The 19,929-nt window shown below is 59.2% G+C and carries 21 protein-coding genes; 12 read left to right on the top strand and 9 right to left on the bottom strand.

Going from position 1 to position 19,929, the window contains the following annotated elements; all coding sequences use genetic code 11:
- Positions 1 to 73 precede the first annotated feature (73 nt).
- The 3 genes from QRN20_RS02170 to QRN20_RS02160 all read right to left on the bottom strand — a co-directional run bounded on the left by QRN20_RS02170 (position 74) and on the right by QRN20_RS02160 (position 1,941).
- Positions 74 to 451, bottom strand: coding sequence for a hypothetical protein (locus QRN20_RS02170; RefSeq protein ID WP_074454595.1), 378 nt, complete (start codon positions 449 to 451; stop codon positions 74 to 76).
- A 130-nt stretch (positions 452 to 581) separates the two neighbouring features.
- Entirely contained in the window at positions 582 to 779 is a 198-nt protein-coding gene (locus QRN20_RS02165) for a hypothetical protein (protein ID WP_029241610.1), read from the bottom strand.
- A gap of 535 nt (positions 780 to 1,314) precedes the next feature.
- Positions 1,315 to 1,941, bottom strand: coding sequence for a TetR/AcrR family transcriptional regulator (locus QRN20_RS02160; RefSeq protein WP_029241609.1), 627 nt, complete (start codon positions 1,939 to 1,941; stop codon positions 1,315 to 1,317).
- Between the two features lie 109 nt (positions 1,942 to 2,050).
- Here QRN20_RS02160 and QRN20_RS02155 point away from each other — a divergent pair, with 109 nt between their 5' ends.
- On the top strand, positions 2,051 to 3,256 hold the full coding sequence (locus QRN20_RS02155) for an MFS transporter (RefSeq protein ID WP_058431797.1): 1,206 nt from the start codon (positions 2,051 to 2,053) through the stop codon (positions 3,254 to 3,256).
- Between the two features lie 39 nt (positions 3,257 to 3,295).
- Here QRN20_RS02155 and QRN20_RS02150 read toward each other — a convergent pair whose 3' ends face one another.
- Positions 3,296 to 4,237 (bottom strand): alpha/beta fold hydrolase, encoded by a 942-nt coding sequence (locus QRN20_RS02150; RefSeq protein WP_029241607.1) that lies wholly within the window; start codon positions 4,235 to 4,237, stop codon positions 3,296 to 3,298.
- Between the two features lie 225 nt (positions 4,238 to 4,462).
- Between QRN20_RS02150 and QRN20_RS02145 the strand changes: the two genes are divergently transcribed.
- Positions 4,463 to 4,942 (top strand): DUF6882 domain-containing protein, encoded by a 480-nt coding sequence (locus QRN20_RS02145; RefSeq protein WP_058431796.1) that lies wholly within the window; start codon positions 4,463 to 4,465, stop codon positions 4,940 to 4,942.
- Positions 4,943 to 4,990: 48 nt separating this feature from the next.
- Here the strand turns inward: QRN20_RS02145 and QRN20_RS02140 are convergent, their stop codons facing one another.
- Both QRN20_RS02140 and QRN20_RS02135 read right to left on the bottom strand, forming a co-directional pair.
- A complete protein-coding gene (locus tag QRN20_RS02140) occupies positions 4,991 to 5,287 on the bottom strand; it encodes a DUF3144 domain-containing protein (RefSeq protein ID WP_088235640.1) in 297 nt (98 codons plus the stop codon).
- Positions 5,288 to 5,457: 170 nt separating this feature from the next.
- Positions 5,458 to 5,895, bottom strand: coding sequence for a DUF3592 domain-containing protein (locus QRN20_RS02135; RefSeq protein ID WP_058431795.1), 438 nt, complete (start codon positions 5,893 to 5,895; stop codon positions 5,458 to 5,460).
- 88 nt (positions 5,896 to 5,983) lie between these two features.
- Between QRN20_RS02135 and QRN20_RS02130 the strand changes: the two genes are divergently transcribed.
- Both QRN20_RS02130 and QRN20_RS02125 read left to right on the top strand, forming a co-directional pair.
- On the top strand, positions 5,984 to 6,427 hold the full coding sequence (locus tag QRN20_RS02130; RefSeq protein WP_058431794.1) for a GNAT family N-acetyltransferase: 444 nt from the start codon (positions 5,984 to 5,986) through the stop codon (positions 6,425 to 6,427).
- Positions 6,428 to 6,653: 226 nt separating this feature from the next.
- Positions 6,654 to 7,625, top strand: a complete 972-nt coding sequence (locus QRN20_RS02125) for a hypothetical protein (RefSeq protein WP_240994285.1) — start codon at positions 6,654 to 6,656, stop codon at positions 7,623 to 7,625.
- A 214-nt stretch (positions 7,626 to 7,839) separates the two neighbouring features.
- Here the strand turns inward: QRN20_RS02125 and QRN20_RS02120 are convergent, their stop codons facing one another.
- The 3 genes from QRN20_RS02120 to QRN20_RS02110 all read right to left on the bottom strand — a co-directional run bounded on the left by QRN20_RS02120 (position 7,840) and on the right by QRN20_RS02110 (position 12,291).
- Positions 7,840 to 8,079 (bottom strand): hypothetical protein, encoded by a 240-nt coding sequence (locus QRN20_RS02120; protein ID WP_025993374.1) that lies wholly within the window; start codon positions 8,077 to 8,079, stop codon positions 7,840 to 7,842.
- Between the two features lie 164 nt (positions 8,080 to 8,243).
- Positions 8,244 to 8,915, bottom strand: a complete 672-nt coding sequence (locus QRN20_RS02115) for a response regulator (protein WP_004886706.1) — start codon at positions 8,913 to 8,915, stop codon at positions 8,244 to 8,246.
- Entirely contained in the window at positions 8,890 to 12,291 is a 3,402-nt protein-coding gene (locus QRN20_RS02110) for an ATP-binding protein (protein WP_043304770.1), read from the bottom strand. Before QRN20_RS02110 ends, QRN20_RS02115 begins: the two co-directional genes overlap by 26 nt.
- 176 nt (positions 12,292 to 12,467) lie before the next feature.
- Here QRN20_RS02110 and QRN20_RS02105 point away from each other — a divergent pair, with 176 nt between their 5' ends.
- The 8 genes from QRN20_RS02105 (at position 12,468) to QRN20_RS02070 (ending at position 19,745) form a co-directional block, all read left to right on the top strand.
- Complete coding sequence (locus QRN20_RS02105) at positions 12,468 to 12,740, top strand: hypothetical protein (RefSeq protein ID WP_285359970.1); 273 nt, start codon at positions 12,468 to 12,470, stop codon at positions 12,738 to 12,740.
- Between the two features lie 374 nt (positions 12,741 to 13,114).
- The gene (urtA, locus tag QRN20_RS02100) at positions 13,115 to 14,359 is read left to right on the top strand and encodes an urea ABC transporter substrate-binding protein (RefSeq protein WP_029244024.1); all 1,245 of its coding nucleotides are present in this window, start codon (positions 13,115 to 13,117) and stop codon (positions 14,357 to 14,359) included.
- A gap of 98 nt (positions 14,360 to 14,457) precedes the next feature.
- On the top strand, positions 14,458 to 15,375 hold the full coding sequence (urtB, locus tag QRN20_RS02095; protein WP_004886699.1) for an urea ABC transporter permease subunit UrtB: 918 nt from the start codon (positions 14,458 to 14,460) through the stop codon (positions 15,373 to 15,375).
- Positions 15,376 to 15,385: 10 nt separating this feature from the next.
- On the top strand, positions 15,386 to 16,549 hold the full coding sequence (gene urtC / locus QRN20_RS02090; RefSeq protein ID WP_029244025.1) for an urea ABC transporter permease subunit UrtC: 1,164 nt from the start codon (positions 15,386 to 15,388) through the stop codon (positions 16,547 to 16,549).
- Positions 16,546 to 17,307: an urea ABC transporter ATP-binding protein UrtD gene (gene urtD, locus QRN20_RS02085; RefSeq protein WP_004886694.1), complete on the top strand. Its 762-nt coding sequence runs from the start codon at positions 16,546 to 16,548 to the stop codon at positions 17,305 to 17,307. The genes urtC and urtD overlap by 4 nt, the downstream gene beginning before the upstream one ends.
- Positions 17,308 to 17,317: 10 nt before the next feature.
- On the top strand, positions 17,318 to 18,007 hold the full coding sequence (urtE, locus tag QRN20_RS02080) for an urea ABC transporter ATP-binding subunit UrtE (RefSeq protein ID WP_029244026.1): 690 nt from the start codon (positions 17,318 to 17,320) through the stop codon (positions 18,005 to 18,007).
- 81 nt (positions 18,008 to 18,088) lie between these two features.
- Entirely contained in the window at positions 18,089 to 19,318 is a 1,230-nt protein-coding gene (fmdA, locus tag QRN20_RS02075) for a formamidase (protein ID WP_285359969.1), read from the top strand.
- 79 nt (positions 19,319 to 19,397) lie between these two features.
- The gene (locus tag QRN20_RS02070; protein WP_029244028.1) at positions 19,398 to 19,745 is read left to right on the top strand and encodes an FmdB family zinc ribbon protein; all 348 of its coding nucleotides are present in this window, start codon (positions 19,398 to 19,400) and stop codon (positions 19,743 to 19,745) included.
- Positions 19,746 to 19,929 lie beyond the last annotated feature (184 nt).

Below are 19,929 nucleotides of genomic sequence, written 5' to 3'. Positions count from 1 at the left end.
GGTTGGACAAATGACTTGGCCGGCCGTACACCACGGCTTTGCATCAAAGACGATCAATACTTCCCCCTGATATTCAAGGCCCAACCATTGGGTAGTGCTTGATGCGGCATGAATGGCTTTGACCGTCGCCTTTGCACACACCATCCAGATACCGGTAGTCGACGCGCACAGACTGCCCTTTTTTGGGCCACGTTCGACGCGGCAGATCGTTCTGGTAGTCCTTCGTTTCTGGCGTAAACGTGAGGCTGGTTCCTTCCTTCGGACACTCTACGGTGGGCGATGTCGGGCGCGCTTTTAAAACCTGTGCCTGTAATGCGGGATAGGGCTTTTTCAATACGTCGGTGATGCGCAGTTCCATCCTGCAAATTTGCCACGTTGATGCCTGTACGGGTTCGCACAGCAAGAAGAGGGGCAAGAAAAACAACACGCTGCGTGTCGCATGACGATTCATCATTTACGTTGCCTTGAGCATCGATGTTCGGGGCATTATCAGGCTCGTGTCGCTCGAATCATGGAATGGTTCTGACGCTGTGATTGAGTGCCAGCCGCTCGTTGGTACAGGATATACGCAGGCTGGCGGATCAATGAAGCACCCTGCGGCTTTCCCCGATCCTGATTCTATCGAGCGCTCGGTTCAAAGCATCCAGGGCGTCGAGCAGGGCTTTTGCCTCAGCCTCCCGGCCATCGCCCCACAGGCGTTCAGCCATCGTGTTCAGCGCCTGGATGGAGTGCTCGATATCAGCAGCGGTCGCTGCTTTAGTTTGAGATTTCTTTGGCATAGATTGACCTTACTCCGGCGCGTTGCTTCATCCGTCTCGGCGCGATTACATCACACACCAGAACATGAAGTTGAGGACAGACCAAAAGGTTGAGTTCGAGGGCATCAGTGCGCTTCATAAGCGCGGCCTGCTCTTGGGCGTGAGGTCAGCCTTTACTGCGGGGCTTGTGGACAGGTAACATCCTCTCGAGTCTGCCGCTTGATCCATAGAGTATGACCTCTGATTGCTTCTGTTTCCCTGGACCATGACTCGGTGGCCCGGTAGCAACTGCCTTTGTAGTGCACAACGAACGTCCTTGGATAACCTTCAGGCTCATCTCCATCCAGACGCATGTCTGGATCTGGCGAGGTCACTGAGCTGTACGGCATGCAGGCTGCCAGCATGATCGATGAAAGTGCCAATGCTGCTTTTTTCATTTAGGTCCCAATCGATTCGTCGCTCAGCCTCTTCCCGCACATTCATCACCTTCAACTTCTACACACCGGAAGACAACCCTGGAACGGGATTTAGCACACTTACGGCCAGCGCTTGTTGATCATTGGTCATGGGCATTGGCGCTCAGGCTATCCCACAGCCCCATTATTTGAGTGACTGCAGCATCCAGCGTGTCATGCGAAACACCGTCGCGCGCCAGTGTCGACAAGCCCAGCATGAAACTGTCGAACACGGCAGCAAGTGTCTCCGGCATCACTGTTCTCGGCAATTCCCCCGCTTGGATAGCGCGTTCGACACAGGCAACCAAGGCTGCACGGTTCATGTCTCTCGCCCGTGCGAGGGGGGCGGAGATGGTCTTGCTCTCTTCCGAGCAAGCGCTCATCAAGCCGAGCGACACCAGACACCCCTTTGGATGATCGGGCTCGCATTGCATTTTTGCGGAGCGGCGAAGGGTGAATTCGATTGCTTCTCTGGGTGGCAAAGTCTGATCAAACAGGCTGTCGGTAACCCGACCGTGGGTGGTGAGGTATCGCTCCATCACCTCGGTGAACAAGGCCTGTTTCGAGCCGAACGCGGCGTAAAAGCTGGGCGCGGTGATGCCGCCACCGATGCTCGCCTTGAGCTGGCTTAGGGAGGTAGCGTCGTAGCCGTGTTCCCAGAATAAATGCATTGCCTGAGTGATTGCCGCGTCTCGGTCGAACGTACGCGGGCGGCCCATTTGTGCCATGTCGGATCTCCACCAAAGGGACTTAGATACTAATTGATACATAAGTCGTTGACCACCTGGATGCTTCTCCCTATATTTATACCGATCAGTATATTACTCGGAGGATGACATGGCGACAGATGAGCAGCAGGGCGGAAAACTTCCGTTGGGAGCATTACTGGCCTTGGCGATGACAGGTTTCATCTGCATCGTGACCGAGACTTTGCCTGCCGGATTACTGCCTGAGATCGGCAGTGGGTTGGGCGTCTCGCCGTCGTTTGCGGGGCAGATGGTGACGGTTTACGCACTCGGATCGTTGCTGGCGGCGATACCGCTGACCATCGCCACGCAAAGCTGGCGTCGCAGAACGGTGTTGCTGCTGCCGATTCTCGGCTTTCTGATATTCAATTCCGTCACGGCGCTGTCCTCGAACTACTGGCTGACGCTGGTCGCAAGGTTTTTCGCGGGCGCCTCTGCGGGCCTGGCCTGGAGCCTTATTGCGGGCTATGCACGACGCATGGTGGTGCCTCAATTGCAGGGCCGGGCCATGGCGATAGCGATGGTGGGAACACCCATCGCGTTGTCGCTCGGGGTGCCGTTGGGAACCTGGCTGGGTGGCTTCATGGGCTGGCGCATGGCGTTCGGGTTGATGTCAGGCATGACGCTGGTCTTGATCGCTTGGGTGCTGATCAAGGTGCCGGACTATCCGGGTCAGTCTTCCTCTGAGCGAATGGCATTGCGTCAGGTCTTTTTCACACCGGGCGTGCGCTCTGTGCTGGGCGTCGTTTTCACCTGGATGCTGGCGCACAACATTCTTTACACCTACGTCGCTCCTTTTGTTTCCGAGGCCGGATTGGCAAAAGACGTCGATGTGGTGCTGTTAGTATTTGGTATTGCTGCGCTGCTGGGCATCTGGGTGACGGGGCGTCTGGTTGATCGTCACCTGCGAACGACCGTATTGGCCAGTCTCGCGACCTTCGCTGCAGTGTCGATTTTCTTCGGTTTGTTTCCGGGCTCTGCCTTGGCTATTTACGTAGGGGTTTTCATCTGGGGCCTGACGTTTGGCGGCGCGGCGACGCTGCTGCAAACAGCTCTGGCCGACTCGGCAGCGGAGGGCGCTGACGTTGCGCTGTCGATGAATGTGGTCGTCTGGAACAGCGCTATTGCAGGCGGGGGAATAGTGGGTGGCGTGTTGCTCGACCAATGGGGCGCAGGATCATTTCCCTGGGTCCTGTTGGTGTTGCTGCTGGGTGGTCTGGTCATAACCTCGCGAGCGCGAGTGCATGGCTTCACCCAAGGTGTCAGGCAGTCCGGTCAAGTGGTGGCTGGCCACTGATGTGCAGGCAGCATTGCGCTGCCTGCCATAGCTTCCCTATTACCGAACGTTCTTGTCCAGAAACTCCCGAATCACAGGAATGATTTCCTTGCCGTGGGTTTCAAGGGCGAAGTGTCCGGTGTCATAGAAGCGAATGTCTGCCTTGGGAATATCACGCTTCCAGGCCTCCGCTCCGGCGGGAAGGAAGAACGGATCGTTCTTTCCCCAGACCGCCAGCAAAGGCGGCTGATACTTGCGGAAGTAATCCTGAAAGGTCGGGTACATCGCAACGTTCGAGGCGTAATCCAGTACCAGGTCGAGCTGAATATCGGCATTACCCGGCTTCGATATCTGGAGTCCTTCCAGCGTGTAGCCGTCCGGCGATACTAAACTCTTGTCAGCGACCCCTTCGAGGTATTGCCACTTGATCGATGCTGGTGTCGGGAAGTCATGCAAGGCTTCCCGGTTCTTTTGCGTTGGTTCGTGCCAGTACTTCTGGATCGGCGCCCAACTATCGCCCAGTCCTTCCTCATAGGCGTTGCCGTTTTGGGAAATGATGGCGGTCACTCGCTCAGGGTGAGCAACAGCCAGACGCCAGCCGACCGGGGCGCCATAGTCATGCACCATCAATGCGTATTTATCGAGCTTCAGCTGTTCAGTGAACTGGCCGATGGTCTTCGCCAGTTGGCTGAAAGTGTAGCTGTACTCGTTTTTCGCTGGCGCTTCGGTGAAGCCAAACGCTGGCAGATCCGGCGCAATCACGTGGTAATGATCGGCCAGTTCTGGAATCAGGTCGCGGAACATGAACGATGAACCCGCGAAGCCGTGGAGCAACAGAACCGTGGGCGCGCTGGGGTTGCCTGCTTCACGGTAGAACACCTTCACATTACCAACCTGTTCGTAGCGGTAATGAACCGAGTGGCTCGATTCGGCGGAATGGGCACCGCCAGCAAGCAGGGACGCGGCGAGTCCGGCTGCTGCGATCGATTTGGGAGAGGTCATGACGGCTTCCTGTGTAACCATTAAAGTTGAGTTTTTAGGTTACGACTAGGCATGTAACCTGTCAAATACAATTTATTGGTTACTGATCGTCATGGATTCCATCAGGGCTAGCTCAAGAGGGCGGAGATGCCCCCGAGCGTGCTCTACGCAAAGAGTCCTGGCTTTTCGAAAGCCACAGCAAGGCCTTACACTGAAAAAGTCCACTGAATAGGCAAGGAAGAACTGATGCTGGAGCAGACGTTTGAACATCTGCTGGAGACAGCCATGGCAGACCTGATGGCCAAGCAGGAGCAGCTCAGTCATGATTATGGGCTGGGTAACATGGCTCGCTGGTGGCTGGATCAGGAGGCTGCTACGGTCCAGTTTTTCGATGAAAACGACCGGCTGGCCGTTGAAGGGCAGATCATCAACATCGGCTCTTTTTCACCCAGGCACGGCAGTTGGCTGTGGGCCTGGAGTAATCCAACGGTGCTCACCGCACTTCGTGAAAAAGCCCTGCCGCTGAAGCAACTGCAAGCCATCTCTGGCGCTGAGTGTTTTGGTGCAGAACAGGCCATCCAGTTGGAAGATGAGTCCATGGCCTGGGAGCTGGCTGCCGTCGCGGTTCACCATTTGAACGCACTGGGTTGCTATCGAGCGCCAACGTCATCTGACGGCCCCGTTATCTTTCTGGCCATCACTCACTTGAGGCATATCAGCCACTGACCGATTGCGGCAAGGCATGCAGTGCCGCTTCGCTACGGCCCCTGTCCATCAGTCCTTACTGTCGACCTTGTAGCGGTCAAAATTCTGGATATGCTCGTCAAGATTGTCCTCAAGCATCATTCGATACTGCTCACAGAAGTACTTGACGATTTCCTCCCGCGCTTCGGCCATTTCAGTTCCGGATTTAAAGCTGCGTGAAGTCACCCATGCATTGAATCGCGTAGCGCCGAAGGTCATCGAAGCGCTTACCTTGCCGAGGTCTTCGGGCTTGTCGATCTGCTGGTTTGCCAGACTGATATGAGCATCAGCCCGGTCATAAAATACTTGGTCGGTTTTCTGCGTCATGGATAGTTGCCTGTCTGCGATGTTCGATCATTCAGTGGTGTGATGCAGCGTTTGATGCGTGCCCGAAACGGGGTACACAGTGCCATAAGTTGGTTTGTCAGGCGCGGTAGCCGACACTGCTGTATCGCCCGCCGCCGACACTTATAGGTCATGTAATTTCATCTGAATGCCTATGAGGGTCGTGCCGTGCTGCGTCGGCGGATCCATGCAGCCGAGTGATAGCCGCCGCCTGCGGTGAATACAATAGCGAACAACCCTGTTAACAGGGTCGCGCCCCATAACGCGCCGCGATCTTCAATGATTGCAGTACCGGACGGATTTTCGGGGCGGTAGCGTACGGTCACTGAATCTCCCGCCTCATAGCCGAATATAAGCCCGCTTTCGGGATAGCTGATCACCCTTCCAGTGGCGTCGGTGAACTCGATTTGCGGGTGGCTGCCGCCCGAGTTCAGAGCGCTGACATGACCTTCGGCGCGTTGCGCTTGGGCCAGAAAGCCAAGCCGGTCCTGGCCCAGCCATAGGGCGATGAAAAGCAGGCAAAGACCCAGCGGTATGAAAATCAGCGCCCTGAGCAGAGTGCTTTGGTTGGAAGGGGGTGTGGAGGTCATGGCAGGTCCCTTGCTTCATCCTTAACGGTGGGTATTACAATGAGGTCTCCGAAACCTGTCAACGAGATCCAGGGCGGAGGCCCCATCAATGAAGCCGCTCGAGATTCAACAGATCACGCAACTCCCGTCGCAAATCCACATGTTGGAGATGCAGGCAGCCGAGGAGGGCTTCAGATTTCTGACACGCTTGATTGTCGAGTGGGGCAGTGGCGCCAATCGTTTTGACGCGCCAGGCGAATGCCTCATGGCCGCCTCGCTGGACGGTTGCCTTATCGGCATTGGAGGCGTTTCAGTTGATCCTTACATGCAGAACGGCGTGGGCAGGCTCCGAAGGCTCTATGTTTCACCCGTAGCAAGGAGGCAAAACGTCGGACGAGTGTTGGTTGAAAGGCTTGTTAAGCATGCCGCTGGACACTTTCGTATCGTGCGGCTTTCCACCGACACAACTGACGGGGATGCCTTTTATTTGCAATGTGGTTTCAGGAGAGCGAATGAGGAGGGTGCCACCCATATCATGGAGCTTGGTCGTTAAGTTCTTCGATACAGTTCGTTGCGATCGGATGGGGCAAGCTTTCGGAGAACCTCTGGCTCGACCCCCACTCTTGAGGGTTGAATCGAGCATTCATTCAACAAGCTGGCCCTCCGTCAAACCTTCGATTTCGCGTCGCCCCACATGTGAAATACCGTTGCATGACTGAGTCTGCCCACCTGTCTCGAGGTTTACCAGAGTATCCATGATCCCAATCAACCCTCTGGCCATGATGGTCGGTTTCCTGATTTTCATCTTCTCTCAAGTCTTGCTCGGGTTATTGATTGCCTGCCTGCTGGCCTTTTTCATTCCGCGTTGCAGGCGCTACATGCTGGCGCGGCGTTGGCGTTTTGGTTTGATGATTTTGTTCCTGACGCTTGCCAGCGTGCCCTACGTCTGGAGCGAGGTTACTGAGTGGCGTGACTGGCGTGCACATAATCCGCGGCTTGAACATGAGGCGGTGTTGGGCGACCTCGTGCTGCCAGCGGGTACGCGGGTCCGGCTGGAGTATCTGGAGCCGTTCAACGACTTGAGTGGCAATCCTGTGCCCTATGGTTTGCGGAGCCTCAAACAGGCGGACTTCGACCGTACGCCAGGCAACGTCATGGGGCTAGGTGTACGTCGCCTGGAACTGTGGCAAGACCAAGGTTCGGCGACGGTCGAGACAATAGCGGCCAACGACCTGCAAGGCTGGAAGTGTGCGCCGGGCGAAGTTGAATTCCGCTTCCCGTTCGGAGCCCCTTTCAACTTTTCCGAGTGGCGCTTGTACGGTTGCACGCTGGCGCCAGGCAGCACGCTGGGCGGCATTGTCTGGACGGGACCCGTGAAGGTGTTTTCCACGGAGAACGATGGCTGGGAGGCAAGAGCCGAGGATACCTCTACCTCCATGCTGGGGATGGAACTGCGCTGGCTGAGCATGCGGCTGAACAGGCCTTATGGTGATGTGCTCGGATGGGACGGCGTATTGAATCGCGAGGCTGACTTCGGCCCTGTTCACTATCCCGTCGGCACTGAGGTTCGTCGCTATCGCCAGGCTTTACTCTTCAGTCCGCCACTGGAAACGTCAGCCCTGGATCGTCGTACGGGAACGTCCATCGAGGCCGACCATTCAGTCTTGCAGCGCGTTTCAGGTGAAGTGCTGGGTATACGCCCGAACACACAGGAGGGTTTACAGTCCTTCGAGAATATCGCGATTCCGTGAGGCACAACGTCGCTTTTCATGGCCTTTGCAGTGATTTCAAGCGCGGTGTATCAGGGGGCAGCATGGTAATTGGATACCGGTTCGAGCGTACCGGGCAGGGTGATCTACACATCCACACACGCAACAGACTGATGGATGGAATAGCGTCCGGGGCTGGATCAAGTCCAGTCCCTGAAAGGCGGGCGGCAAGAAGAGAGCAACCGCGCATGCAAACCTATTTCTTCAGCGCCCTGGCCTCTGCAGCGAGGCACTCCAGGGCAAACTGCTCTGTGTACGTCATCTGAATCGGAGTGGTTTCACCCTTGACGGTTCTTTCGCCTTCCAGGATGTACTTGATGCGCTTGTCAGTGACCCCGATACGTTTGGCGATCCACGACGGTGTCTGGCCGATGCGTGAAATCAGCTTGTCGGCGTATTCGGTGGAGGGGTTGTAGTGTTCTGCGTTGGGTGTCATGTGAAGTCCAGACAGGAAGGTTGGGCGATGTGCGTTGGAGTTGTGTGCAACACGGTGCGCTATTTGTTGGATTGTGTCTGCAACGCTGAACCAACTTCGTTATTCAAAAGCGTCCTGAGCGTTGGCGCTTTAGCCGCAATCGCTCTGGAATAGGATGGTTCACCCTAAACCCCGCCCGCCATCACCCCCAACGCCACCGACGTCGCGGCCGTCCGCGTCTCGACCCCCAGCTTGATGTAAATATGCTCCAGATGCTTGTTCACCGTCCGTGGACTCAGTTGCAGGATGTCGGCGATGTCCTTGTTGGTCTTGCCGCACGATACCCAGCGCAGGACTTCGATTTCGCGGTCGGTCAGTTGGAAGCGGCTTGAAAGTTTTCCGTAGGCGGGTTTGTCGTCGAAGCTGGCGGGTTGCGAGGCGTTGCGGGCCGATTGCAGGATGCGTGCGGTGCGCAGGTGAGAGGCGACGCGTGCCAGGACTTCAGTGCACTGTATGGGTTTGGTCACGTAGTCGATGGCGCCTGCTTCGAAGCCTTGCACCACATGTTCGCTGTCGGTGAGGGCGGTCATGAACAGCACCGGGATGTTGGCCGTGTCAGGTTGGGCCTTGATCTGGCGGCAGGTCTCGAACCCGTTCATGCCGGGCATCATGGCGTCGAGCAGGATCAGATCGGGTCGGCGGCGCTGGATGCGGGTCAGCGCGCTGTGGCCGTCCAGCGCGACCAGCACCATGTAGCCCGCTTCGTCCAGCGCATCGGAGAGCAGTGCCAGGTTGTCGGGCACGTCGTCGACGATGAGGATGATGCCGTTTTCAGCGGCTCGGGTCATTGCGTCCATGGAGCGCCTCTTTCAATTGGTGGCTGAGTTCATCCAGGCGAAAGCCTGAAGCCAGGGTGCGCAACTCGGCGACGAAGCCGCTACTGCCTGCGCCATCACGCTCGATTGCATCGAGTTTTTGCTGAATGCCCCGGACGTAGCCCAGGCCACACAATTCATAAAGTTCTTCGAGGTCCATCCGCGATGGCAGTACGCGGGGAGAGGGCGCAGGTGTCGGAGCGTTGTGCGCGCGACGCAGCCAGGTCAGTTGCAGATGATGTTGCAAGCGGTCCAGCAGTCGTTGCAGGTGCACAGGTTTGGGCAGGTAGTCGTTGCACACCTGCAGGTTGCGCTCCTTGTCGTCGGCGAACCCGCTGGCGTTGGCCGACAGCACAATGATCGGCGCCTGGGACAGGGCGTTGCGACGGATCAGACGGCTGGCGGCCCAGCCGTCCATGTCGGGCATGGAGAGGTCCATCAGGATCAGGTCAGGGTGCAGCAGCGAAACCTGTCTGATCGCCTCCTGCCCGTTGGCCGCCTGCGCGACGTCAAAACCGAGAGGCGCGAGCATGCCGCTGATGACCTTTCGGTGTTCGATGTGATCGTCCACCACCAGAATCAGCCGCCGTGGCCCTTCGTAGCCAATGAGGTCATGGTCCACGGCGACGACTGCCTTGGGCACGCGGACTTCAGAGAGGAACAGCCGCACCTGAAAGCGTGTGCCCTCATCCGGCTGGCTGGTGACCGACAGCGCGCCGCCCATCAAGGCGGTGAGCATGCGGGTGATGGTGAGGCCCAGGCCGACGCCGTTGTCCTGACGCACCAGTCCGCCGCGCTCGAAAGGCTGAAAGATCCGTTCCAGCTGTTCCGGGGCAATGCCGATGCCGGTGTCGATGATGTCGAAAATCGCGGTCTCCAGACGATAGCTGACCCGCAGGCAGACCTCGCCGCTGTCGGTGAAGTTGATTGCGTTGCCCAGCAGGTTGATCAGGATCTGGCGCACGCGCTTTTCATCGCCGCGCACCACATCCGGCATGCGTCCGACCAGCTCCATGCGCAGGGTCAGGCCTTTGTCCCGTGCCGGGCCGGTGAACATTTTCTGCAGGTCATCAAGGAATTCCCGAAAGAGGATTTCCGAAGGCTCCAGACGCAGTTTGCCAGCCTCGATCTTGGCCACGTCGAGCAGGCCGTCGATCAACGACAGCAGGTGCGAACTGCTGCGCATGATGGTCGCCAGTGAGTCCTGATGCTTGCTTGGCGTGGCGGCATCGCGTTGCAGAATCTGGGTGAAGCCGAGAATGCTGTTCAGCGGCGTGCGCAGCTCGTGGGACAGGCCGGTGACGTAGCGGCTCTTCGCCGCGTTGGCCGCTTCCGACGCCTCCTTGGCTTCCTGCAAGGCCTGATCGGTCTTGTGGTGGGCTTCGATTTCCTGCATCAGCAACGCGGTCTGGCGTTCGGACTCTTCCAGCGCCACGCGACGGCTCTCCCGGGTCAGCACCACCCACCAGGCCAATACACCGGCGAAGACGCAGCAGGTCAGAAAGGCTTTGAGGAACGCCAGCATCAGCGTGTGATGCGCCTGTGGCGATTGGTCGGTGAGGCCGTGTGACACCTGGCTGTAGATCAACGCCAGCGCACCGGAGAGACCCAGCACCAGCACGCTCAGCAAACCCAGGTATTGCATGAGGCGGGTGTGCAGGTAGCGGCGGGGCAGGCGAGGCAGCAGGCGGCCGATCAGGTCTTCGAACTGCATGGACAGTCGCGAACGGGTCTTGCACTGATCTCCGCAGCGGGCGTCCAACGAGCAGCACAACGAGCAGATCGGCGAGCCGTAGGCCGGGCACCAGGCCATGTCCGGAGATTCGAAAGCGTTGTTGCAGACGCCACACTGCAGGCTCGCTTGCCGACCCGTCGGGAAGAGCAGCAGCGGGTCGCTGTCACGCGCCAGGTAGTAGCGGCCCTTGGTCAGCCAGGCGATCAGCGGCGCGGCGATCATCGCGGTGGTCAGTGAAATCAGTGGCGGCGCGGCTCTCGCCAGTTCACCCAGCGCGCCGAAGTGAGCGCAGATGGACAGCAGCGACGCGATAAACATCGCACCGACGCCCACCGGATTGATGTCGTACAGGTGCGCACGCTTGAACTCGATGTGCCTGGGTGACAGGCCCAGTGGTTTGTTGATCACCAGATCGGCCACCAGCGCACCGATCCAGGCGATGGCGACGTTGGCGTACAGGCCCAGCACTTCTTCAATGGCGTCGAACACGCCCAGTTCCATGAGGATGAGCGCGATGGCGACGTTGAACACCAGCCAGATCACCCGGCCGGGGTGGCTGTGGGTGACGCGTGCGAAGAAGTTCGACCAGGCCAGCGACCCGGCGTAAGCGTTGGTCATGTTGATCTTGATCTGGGAAATGATCACGAACAGCACCATGGCCGCCAGCGCCCATTCCGGTGACAGAAACACGTAGTTGAAGGCCACCAGGTACATCTGCGTCGGCTCTGCCGCGCGTTCGATGGGCACCTGATGTTGCAGGGCGAGAAAGGCCAGAAAGGCACCGGCCATGATCTTAAGGCCTCCCGGGATCACCCAGCCGGGGCCGGCCATCAACAGCGCGGCCCACCAGCGCTTGCGGTTGCGACGGGTTTTCTCCGGCAGGAAACGCAGGTAGTCGACCTGCTCCCCGATCTGCGTCACCAGCGAAAGGGCGACGCTGAAGGCTGCGCCAAACAGCAGCAGGTTGAAGGTGCCGCCTTCACCTTCGCGACCGGCGAACGAGGTGAGGTCCGCGAGCGCGTCCGGGTTTTTCCAGATCACGAACACATAAGGCACGATCAGCAGGGTCAGCCACAAGGGTTGCGACCACATCTGCAAGCGGCTGATCAGGGTGATGCCGTAGGCCACCAGCGGGATGACGATGATCGAGCAGATCACGTACGCCAGCGCCAGCGGAATGTGGAAATACAACTCCAGCGCCAGCGCCATGATCGCCGCTTCCAGGGCGAAGAACAGAAATGTGAAGCTGGCGTAGATCAGTGACGTGATGGTAGAGCCGATGTAGCCGAACCCTGCGCCGCGGGTCAGCAGGTCCATGTCCACGCCATAGCGCGCGGCGTAATAGCTGATGGGCAGACCGGTCAGGAAAATCACCACCGCCATGGCAATGATCGCCCACAGGGTGTTGGTGAAGCCGTAGCTCATCACCAGCGCGCCACCGATGGCCTCCAGTGCCAGAAACGACACGGCGCCGACAGCGGTGTTGGCGATACGGAATTCCGACCATTTGCGAAACGATTTCGGCGTAAAACGCAGGGCGTAGTCTTCCATGGTCTCGTCGGCGACCAGCCGGTTGTAATCGCGGCGCACTTTGATGATGCGTTGAGAGCCAGAGGGGCGCACTGAGTGGATTCCTGAGGGTTAATGACTCACGCAAATCCCTGTACGTTGCCGACGTGGGTGGGAGGCAGCAACTTCTGTGCCTGTCTGGCAGCAAAATTCGTGTGAGGCCGCACCATGTCTTCGACGCAGCGCGGTCTCGCAGCAGACACTGGACCGTGGGAGGCGGCTTGCCGGCGATGAACGATGACGTGATTTTCCTGATACACCGCGTCGACTGCATCGCCGGCAAGCCGCCTCTTATTCAAACAACCTGTAACCCGCTGAAGAAACTGGATTTCGTGGGAGCGGACCGGGCGGCGTTCCGTTTGTCCGCGAAAAGGCCGGTACATCCGACGCAGATGCAGTGGCTGAAATACTGCATTCGCGGACAAGTCCGCTCCCACGGTCCGGTGTTCGCTGCGCGACAGCGGTACGTCGAAGACATGGTGGTGCCTCCCACAGAAAAATAGCGTTTCTTCAGTGGGTTACAGGATGTTTGCCATTAGGCGGCGTTTCGGCGATCTGCCAGGCATCGGCAGCAGAACCTGCACATGCGCTGTGTCAGCGGTAATCAGTGGCCGCTGCGCAGCCCATCGCTGCCGTCGTAACCTCCGAGAGCTCCTACGCCCTTCGGGCAGAAGCAGAACCCAGCGCTCCGTCAGCAGATGACGTTCCGCACAGGCGCAATCATGCCCTTGATCCTGCCGATGCGCCCTACGTCAAATGACGTATGCCGATACGTCATGCTGCGTATACCCCGTTTTCGGCGTCACGCTCATTCTTGCTCCTACTCGCGACGGCTCTGACCGGTCTCGCCGCGACTCACCAGCACAGGAGCGGGAACATGGATTCACGACAGACAGGCCCCATACGCTTTTTTCCCCGACGCCTGGCGTTGGGTGCGGCAGCGCTCTCGCTGATTGCCGCCAGTGTGTTCAGCCAGGCGACCCTGGCCGATGAAGCCAATACCACCGGACTTGCCGTGACGGCCACCGAAGTGACCGTCGGCCAGTTGCACTCGGCCACTGGCACTATGGCGATCTCCGAGACCGGCTCGATCCAGGCCGAGCGGCTGGCCATCGACCAGATCAACGCGTCGGGCGGCATTCTCGGGCGGCAGATCAAGATCGTTCAGGAAGACGGTGCGTCGGACTGGCCGACCTTCGCCGAAAAAGCCAAGAAGCTCCTGGTCGGCGACAAGGTGGCGGCCGTGTTCGGCTGCTGGACCTCGGCCTCACGCAAGGCCGTGTTGCCGGTGTTCGAGAAGGAAAACGGCCTGTTGTACTACCCGACCTTCTACGAAGGGCTGGAACAGTCGAAAAACGTGATTTACACCGGCCAGGAAGCCACCCAGCAGATCCTCGCCAGCCTCGACTGGATCGCCAAGGAGAAGGGCGCCAAGACCTTCTACCTGATCGGCTCGGATTACATCTGGCCGCGCACCTCCATGAAGATCGCCCGCAAGCACATCGAGAATGTCCTGCACGGCACGGTGGTCGGCGAAGACTATTACCCGCTGGGCAACACCCAGTTCGGTTCGCTGATCAACAAGGTCAAGTTGAAGAAGCCCGACGTGGTGTTCGCCGCTGTCGTGGGCGGCTCCAACGTGGCGTTCTACAAACAGCTCAAGGCCGCAGGCGTGACCTCGGCCAAACAGAACCTGCTGACCCTGTCGGTGACCGAGGATGAACTGCTGGGCATCGGCGGTGAAAACATGCAGGGCTTCTATGCCTCTATGAAGTACTTCCAGAGCCTCGACAACCCGAACAACAAAGCCTTCGTGGAAGCGTTCAAGGCCAAGTACGGCAAGGACTCGGTGATGGGTGACGTGACCCAGGCTGCCTATCTCGGACCCTGGTTGTGGAAGGCCGCCGTCGAGAAAGCCGGCAGTTTCGACGTCGACAAGGTGGTTGCAGCTTCGCCAGGCATCGAGCTGAAAACCGCACCGGAAGGTTACGTCAAGGTTCACGAGAACCATCACCTGTGGAGCAAGACCCGCATCGGCGAAGTCCAGGCTGACGGCCAGTTCAAGGTGATCTACGAGTCGGACCTGATCGAGCCCAATCCTTTCCCCAAGGGTTACCAATAACAGCGGCTGCCTGAGCGCTGTGTACCGGAGCGGGGCTGTCTGCAGCGTCAAGCCGACAGCCTCGTGACCCCCGTCATTCACCCTTGGAGACCACCATCATGGAATGGCTATCGGAATTTGGTGCCATCGCGGCCATGCAGGGGTTCAACGGTCTGTCCGTGTTTTGCGTACTGCTGTTGATGGCCTTGGGGCTGGCGATCATTTTTGGCCAGATGGGCGTGATCAACATGGCCCACGGTGAGTTTCTCACCATCGGCGCCTACACCACGTACGTGCTGTCGACGCTGGTGCAGACCTATCTGCCGTGGATGCAGCCGTACTACTTTTTTTTCGCCATCGCGCTGTCGTTCGTGGTGGCCGGATCGATTGGCTGGGTGGTGGAGCGGGTGATGATCAGCCGTCTCTACCATCGGCCACTCGACACCCTGCTGGCGACCTGGGGTCTGTCGCTGGTCATGCAGCAGGCGTTTCGCTCGATCTTCGGTGCGCGTGAAGTCAGCGCCACGCCGCCGGAATGGCTGATGGGCGCCGTGAACCTGACCGATGCCATCGAAATTCCGCGCAACGGCCTGTTCGTCATGGGCCTCAGCATCCTGATGACCGGTGGCATTTTCCTGATGCTCTACCGCACCCGCTGGGGCCTGCACGTTCGCGCCACGGTGCAGAACCGCATCATGAGCCGCGCCGTCGGCATCAACACCCGTCAGGTCGACCGCATGACTTTCGCGCTGGGCTGTGGGGTGGCCGGTGTTGCCGGTGCGGCGTTCACCACCATCGGCTCCACAGGGCCCACAGCCGGTTCGCTGTACATCGTCGACACCTTTCTGGTGGTGGTCTTTGGCGGCGCACAGAGCCTGTTCGGCACCATCGCTTCGGCGTTCGCGATTGCCCAGGCGCAGTCGATTTCCGAGTTCTTCATGAGTGGCTCGATGGCCAAAGTGCTGACGTTGTCGGCCGTGATCCTGATCCTGCTGATGCGCCCGCAAGGCTTGTTTTCCAGCAAAGTCCGCAAATAGAGGCCGAACGATGAACGCGCTCAACAAAATGCTCGGTGGCCGTCAGGGTGTGATCGGCCTGCTGATCCTCGCTGCCCTGATTCTGGTGGTGTTTCCGCTGACCCTGGATGCCTTTCGCCTGAACATGGTCGGCAAGTACCTGACCTACGCCTTCGTCGCGGTCGGACTGGTCCTGTGCTGGGGCTACGGCGGCATTCTCAGCCTGGGGCAGGGGGTGTTTTTCGGGCTGGGCGGCTACTGCATGGCCATGTTTCTGAAGCTGGAAGCGTCGGACCCCGAGAGCACCAAAATCCAGTCCACTCCCGGCATTCCGGATTTCATGGACTGGAACCAGATCACCGAACTGCCGTGGCTGTGGGTGCCGTTTCACAGCTTCACCTTCACCGTGATCGCGGTGGTGCTGGTGCCGGTCATCCTCGCGCTGATCATCGGCGCCGCGTTGTTTCGGCGGCGGGTGGGCGATGTGTATTTCTCCATCGTGACCCAGGCCATCGCGCTGATCCTGACCGTGCTGATCATCGGTCAGCAGGGCCTGACCGGCGGGGTGAACGGCATTACCGACCTCAAGACGCTGTTGGGTTGGGACATCCGTGGTGACGGCGCGAAGCTGGCGCTGTACTTCATCAATGCCGCGCTGCTGCTCGGCTGCATTCTGATTGGCAAATTCATCCTCTATTCCAAGCTCGGTCGACTGCTGATGGCCATGCGCGACAAGGAAGAACGGGTGCGCTTCTCGGGCTACGACGTGGCGGCGTTCAAGGTCTTCGTCTACTGCGTGGCGGCCGGGTTCTCCGCAATCGGCGGGGCGATGTTCGCGTTGCAGGTGGGCTTCATGTCGCCTTCGTTCGTCGGCATCGTGCCGTCCATCGAGATGGTCATCTTTGCCGCCGTCGGCGGGCGCATGTCGCTGCTGGGCGCGGTGTACGGCTCGTTGCTGGTGAATTACGGCAAGACCTACTTCTCCGAATCCTTTCCTGAGCTGTGGCTGTACCTCATGGGCGGCCTGTTCATCGCGGTGGTCATGTACTTCCCCAATGGCCTGACGGGTCTTTGGGAAAGCCACGGTCGCAAATGGCTGGGCAGATTCGGGTCCAGACCTGCGCCAGTCAGCAAGGCGTCCACACCTTCGACCACTGAAAAACAACCCGCCCGCCCGTTGGAGACCCAGCCATGAGCAGCCCGACAGGCTTCCAGATGAACAAGCCGGTGCTGGCCATCGAAGGTCTGACCGTGTCATTCGACGGCTTCAAGGCGGTCGATGATCTCAACCTGTACATCGACCGCAACGAGGTGCGCGTGGTGATCGGCCCCAACGGTGCGGGCAAGACCACGGTCCTCGACCTGATCTGCGGCAAGACCCGCGCAACGGGCGGCAGCATCCAGTTCAAGGACCGTGAACTGACCCGGATGAACGAGTACGACATCGTCCGTGCAGGCGTGGGGCGCAAATTCCAGACCCCGTCGATCTACGACAACCTCAGCGTGTTCGAGAACCTGGAAATGTCCTTTCCGGCCGGCCGCAGTGTGTTCGGCGCGCTGTTCTTCAGGCGCTCAAGTGAAGTGCTGGAGCGGGTCCGACAGGTGGCCGCCGACATTTTTCTCGGCGACCTGCTGCAACAGCAGGCCGGGCTTCTGTCCCACGGCCAGAAGCAGTGGCTGGAAATCGGCATGTTGCTGATGCAGGACCCGGAACTGCTGATGCTCGACGAGCCCGTCGCCGGCATGAGCGTCAGTGAACGTGCGCAGACCGCCGATCTGTTGAATCGCATCAGCCAGGGCCGCTCGGTGCTGGTGATCGAGCACGACATGGAATTCGTCAAGAGCATCGCCCACAAGGTCACGGTGCTGCATCAGGGCAAGGTGCTGGCCGAAGGCAGCATGGAGTCGGTGCAGAAGAACCCGAAAGTCATCGAAGTCTACCTGGGCCATTGAGGAGCACCGCATGTTCACGATTCAACAACTGAGCTGTGGCTATGGCCAGAGCCAGATTCTTCATGACCTGAACCTCAACGTCGAGAAACAGGAAATCGTCGCGGTCATGGGCCGCAACGGCATGGGCAAGACCACGCTGTTCAAGAGCCTGATGGGCATCTTGCCGCAATGGGGCGGGCAGGTGCAGGTGGATGGCGTAGACGTGTCGGCGATGGAAACCCATTCGCGGGTCGGACACGGCATGGCCTATGTGCCGCAGGGTCGCATGATCTTTCCGTCGATGAGCGTGCTGGAAAACATCCAGACCGGATTGCCCGCGTCAGCCAACGGCAAGGTGCCGGAGGACCTGTACGCACTGTTCCCGGTGCTGTTCGATATGCGCGGACGTCGTGGCGGCAACCTGTCCGGCGGGCAGCAACAGCAACTGGCAATCGCCCGTGCGTTGGCGACCAACCCCAAGGTGCTATTGCTCGACGAGCCGACTGAAGGCATCCAGCCGTCGATCATCAAGGACATCGCCCGCACCCTCAAGGAAATCCGCAGCCTGCGCAACCTGACCATCGTGGTCTCCGAGCAGGTGCTGTCGTTCACCCTGGAAATCGCCGACCGGTTCCTGGTGATCGAGAAGGGCCGCTTCGTGGTCGAGGAAGCCCGCGCCAATATCGACGAAGCGACGATCAGTCGCTACCTGTCGGTGTAGCCCTTGAACCGTGTGCCCTCTTTTTAACTGCAGTGACTTTACCTAACGATCGAATTGAACCGAGACCGCAGGAGAACCGCCATGACCGAAACCCTGATCAAAGTCGACCTGAACCAGCCTGTCACCGAGAACGAGCAGATTCACAACCGCTGGCACCCGGACATTCCGATGGCCTGCTGGGTCAAGCCGGGTGACGACTTCATTCTCGAAACCTACGACTGGACCGCTGGTGCGATCAAGAACGATGACGATGCCAGCGACGTGCGCGACGTGGACCTGACCACCGTGCACTACCTGTCCGGCCCCGTAGGCGTGCATGGCGCCGAACCCGGCGACCTGCTGGTGGTGGACCTGCTGGATATTGGTGCCCGCGCGGATTCGCAGTGGGGTTTCAACGGCTTTTTTTCCAAACAGAACGGTGGCGGCTTTCTGACCGAACACTTCCCGTTGGCGCAGAAATCCATCTGGGATTTCAAGGGCATGATGGCCAGCTCGCGGCACATCCCCGGTGTCGAGTTTGCCGGGTTGATCCACCCCGGTCTGATTGGCTGTCTGCCTGACCACAAGATGCTTGCCGAGTGGAATCGCCGCGAGCAGGAACTGATCGACACCGACCCTGATCGCATTCCGGTGCTGGCCTGCCCGCCGTTTGCCGCGACTGCTCATCTGGGCAAGCTGAAGGGGCCGGCCCGTGACATGGCTGCCGCGACCGGCGCACGCACCGTGCCGCCTCGTGAGCATGGCGGCAACTGCGATATCAAGGACCTGTCCCGGGGTTCGAAAGTGTTCTTCCCGGTCTATGTCGACGGCGCGGGTCTGTCGGTGGGTGACTTGCACTTCAGCCAGGGCGACGGCGAAATCACCTTCTGCGGCGCCATCGAAATGGCCGGTTGGGTGCACATGCGGGTCGAACTGATCAAGGGCGGCATGGCCAAGTACGGGATCAAGAACCCGGTCTTCAAACCCAGCCCCATCGTGCCCAATTACAACAATTACCTGATCTTCGAAGGCATCTCGGTCGACGAAGCGGGGCAGCAGCATTACCTGGACGTGAACGTCGCCTACCGGCAGGCGTGCCTGAACGCGATCAATTACATGACCAAGTTCGGCTATTCACCTGCGCAAGGTTATTCGCTGTTGGGTTCGGCGCCGGTTCAGGGCCATATCAGTGGCGTGGTGGACGTGCCAAACGCCTGCGCGACGCTGTGGCTGCCGACCGAGATTTTCAAGTTCGATATCAACCCGAACGCCAACGGCCCGACCAAGTTCATCGATGGCACTGTCGATTTGCCGATTGCTCAGGACAAGTAGGTTCCACGGTGCGCACCGCTCGTGAAAGACGAGCGGTGTCCGTCCGCACTGTGTCGATCTCAATTTCGAGGAATGCAGCATGCCCATGTACGAATACGACTGCCCCCACTGCGGCGACTTCACGTCACTGCGACCCATGGCCGAAAGCGCGCTGCCCTGTGAGTGTCCCGAGTGTGGCGCGTCCAGCATGCGCGTGATCCTTTCGGCGCCGGGCCTGAGCACCATGGCAGGCAACACCCGCAACGCCATCGCCCGCAACGAGCGCAGCGCCCATGAACCGAAAACGCTCGATCAATACAAGGAAAGCCGTGGCCACCCGAGCGGTTGCAGTTGCTGCGGCCCTACGACCCGACCGGTCCCGACCAAGGCGAATCCACATGCGCTGAAAGGCAAACCAGCGGGGCGGCCTTGGATGATCAGTCATTGAGTGCCAGTTTCGAGTCGCGGGTTATCGCCTGGTGCATGAATTTTTGATTGGAAAACTATTGTGGGAGATGCCCCTGTGTCTCTGACACAGCGCTGTCTTGCAGCAAACACTGGGCCGCCTCTTATCAAATAACCCATAAGTCACTGAAGAAACTGGATTTTGTGGGAGCGGACCGGGCGGCGTT

This window comes from Pseudomonas sp. fls2-241-TYG-175 (assembly GCF_030209155.1).
GTDB classification, from domain to species: Bacteria; Pseudomonadota; Gammaproteobacteria; order Pseudomonadales; family Pseudomonadaceae; genus Aquipseudomonas; species Aquipseudomonas viridiflava.
The sequence above is the reverse complement of the archived record's forward strand: the minus strand, read 5'-3'. Positions and strand labels throughout refer to the sequence as shown.

Coding starts and splice junctions, on each gene's coding strand:
- QRN20_RS02170 (WP_074454595.1), bottom strand. CDS start 451: ATGAATCGTCATGCGACACGCAGCGTGTTGTTTTTCTTGCCCCTCTTC.
- urtC (WP_029244025.1), top strand. CDS start 15,386: ATGAACGCGCTCAACAAAATGCTCGGTGGCCGTCAGGGTGTGATCGGC.
- QRN20_RS02105 (WP_285359970.1), top strand. CDS start 12,468: ATGAACGATGACGTGATTTTCCTGATACACCGCGTCGACTGCATCGCC.
- fmdA (WP_285359969.1), top strand. CDS start 18,089: ATGACCGAAACCCTGATCAAAGTCGACCTGAACCAGCCTGTCACCGAG.
- QRN20_RS02145 (WP_058431796.1), top strand. CDS start 4,463: ATGCTGGAGCAGACGTTTGAACATCTGCTGGAGACAGCCATGGCAGAC.
- QRN20_RS02125 (WP_240994285.1), top strand. CDS start 6,654: ATGATGGTCGGTTTCCTGATTTTCATCTTCTCTCAAGTCTTGCTCGGG.
- QRN20_RS02140 (WP_088235640.1), bottom strand. CDS start 5,287: ATGACGCAGAAAACCGACCAAGTATTTTATGACCGGGCTGATGCTCAT.
- QRN20_RS02155 (WP_058431797.1), top strand. CDS start 2,051: ATGGCGACAGATGAGCAGCAGGGCGGAAAACTTCCGTTGGGAGCATTA.
- urtB (WP_004886699.1), top strand. CDS start 14,458: ATGGAATGGCTATCGGAATTTGGTGCCATCGCGGCCATGCAGGGGTTC.
- QRN20_RS02070 (WP_029244028.1), top strand. CDS start 19,398: ATGCCCATGTACGAATACGACTGCCCCCACTGCGGCGACTTCACGTCA.
- urtD (WP_004886694.1), top strand. CDS start 16,546: ATGAGCAGCCCGACAGGCTTCCAGATGAACAAGCCGGTGCTGGCCATC.
- QRN20_RS02135 (WP_058431795.1), bottom strand. CDS start 5,895: ATGACCTCCACACCCCCTTCCAACCAAAGCACTCTGCTCAGGGCGCTG.
- QRN20_RS02165 (WP_029241610.1), bottom strand. CDS start 779: ATGCCAAAGAAATCTCAAACTAAAGCAGCGACCGCTGCTGATATCGAG.
- QRN20_RS02160 (WP_029241609.1), bottom strand. CDS start 1,941: ATGGCACAAATGGGCCGCCCGCGTACGTTCGACCGAGACGCGGCAATC.
- urtE (WP_029244026.1), top strand. CDS start 17,318: ATGTTCACGATTCAACAACTGAGCTGTGGCTATGGCCAGAGCCAGATT.
- QRN20_RS02130 (WP_058431794.1), top strand. CDS start 5,984: ATGAAGCCGCTCGAGATTCAACAGATCACGCAACTCCCGTCGCAAATC.
- QRN20_RS02115 (WP_004886706.1), bottom strand. CDS start 8,915: ATGGACGCAATGACCCGAGCCGCTGAAAACGGCATCATCCTCATCGTC.
- urtA (WP_029244024.1), top strand. CDS start 13,115: ATGGATTCACGACAGACAGGCCCCATACGCTTTTTTCCCCGACGCCTG.
- QRN20_RS02120 (WP_025993374.1), bottom strand. CDS start 8,079: ATGACACCCAACGCAGAACACTACAACCCCTCCACCGAATACGCCGAC.
- QRN20_RS02150 (WP_029241607.1), bottom strand. CDS start 4,237: ATGACCTCTCCCAAATCGATCGCAGCAGCCGGACTCGCCGCGTCCCTG.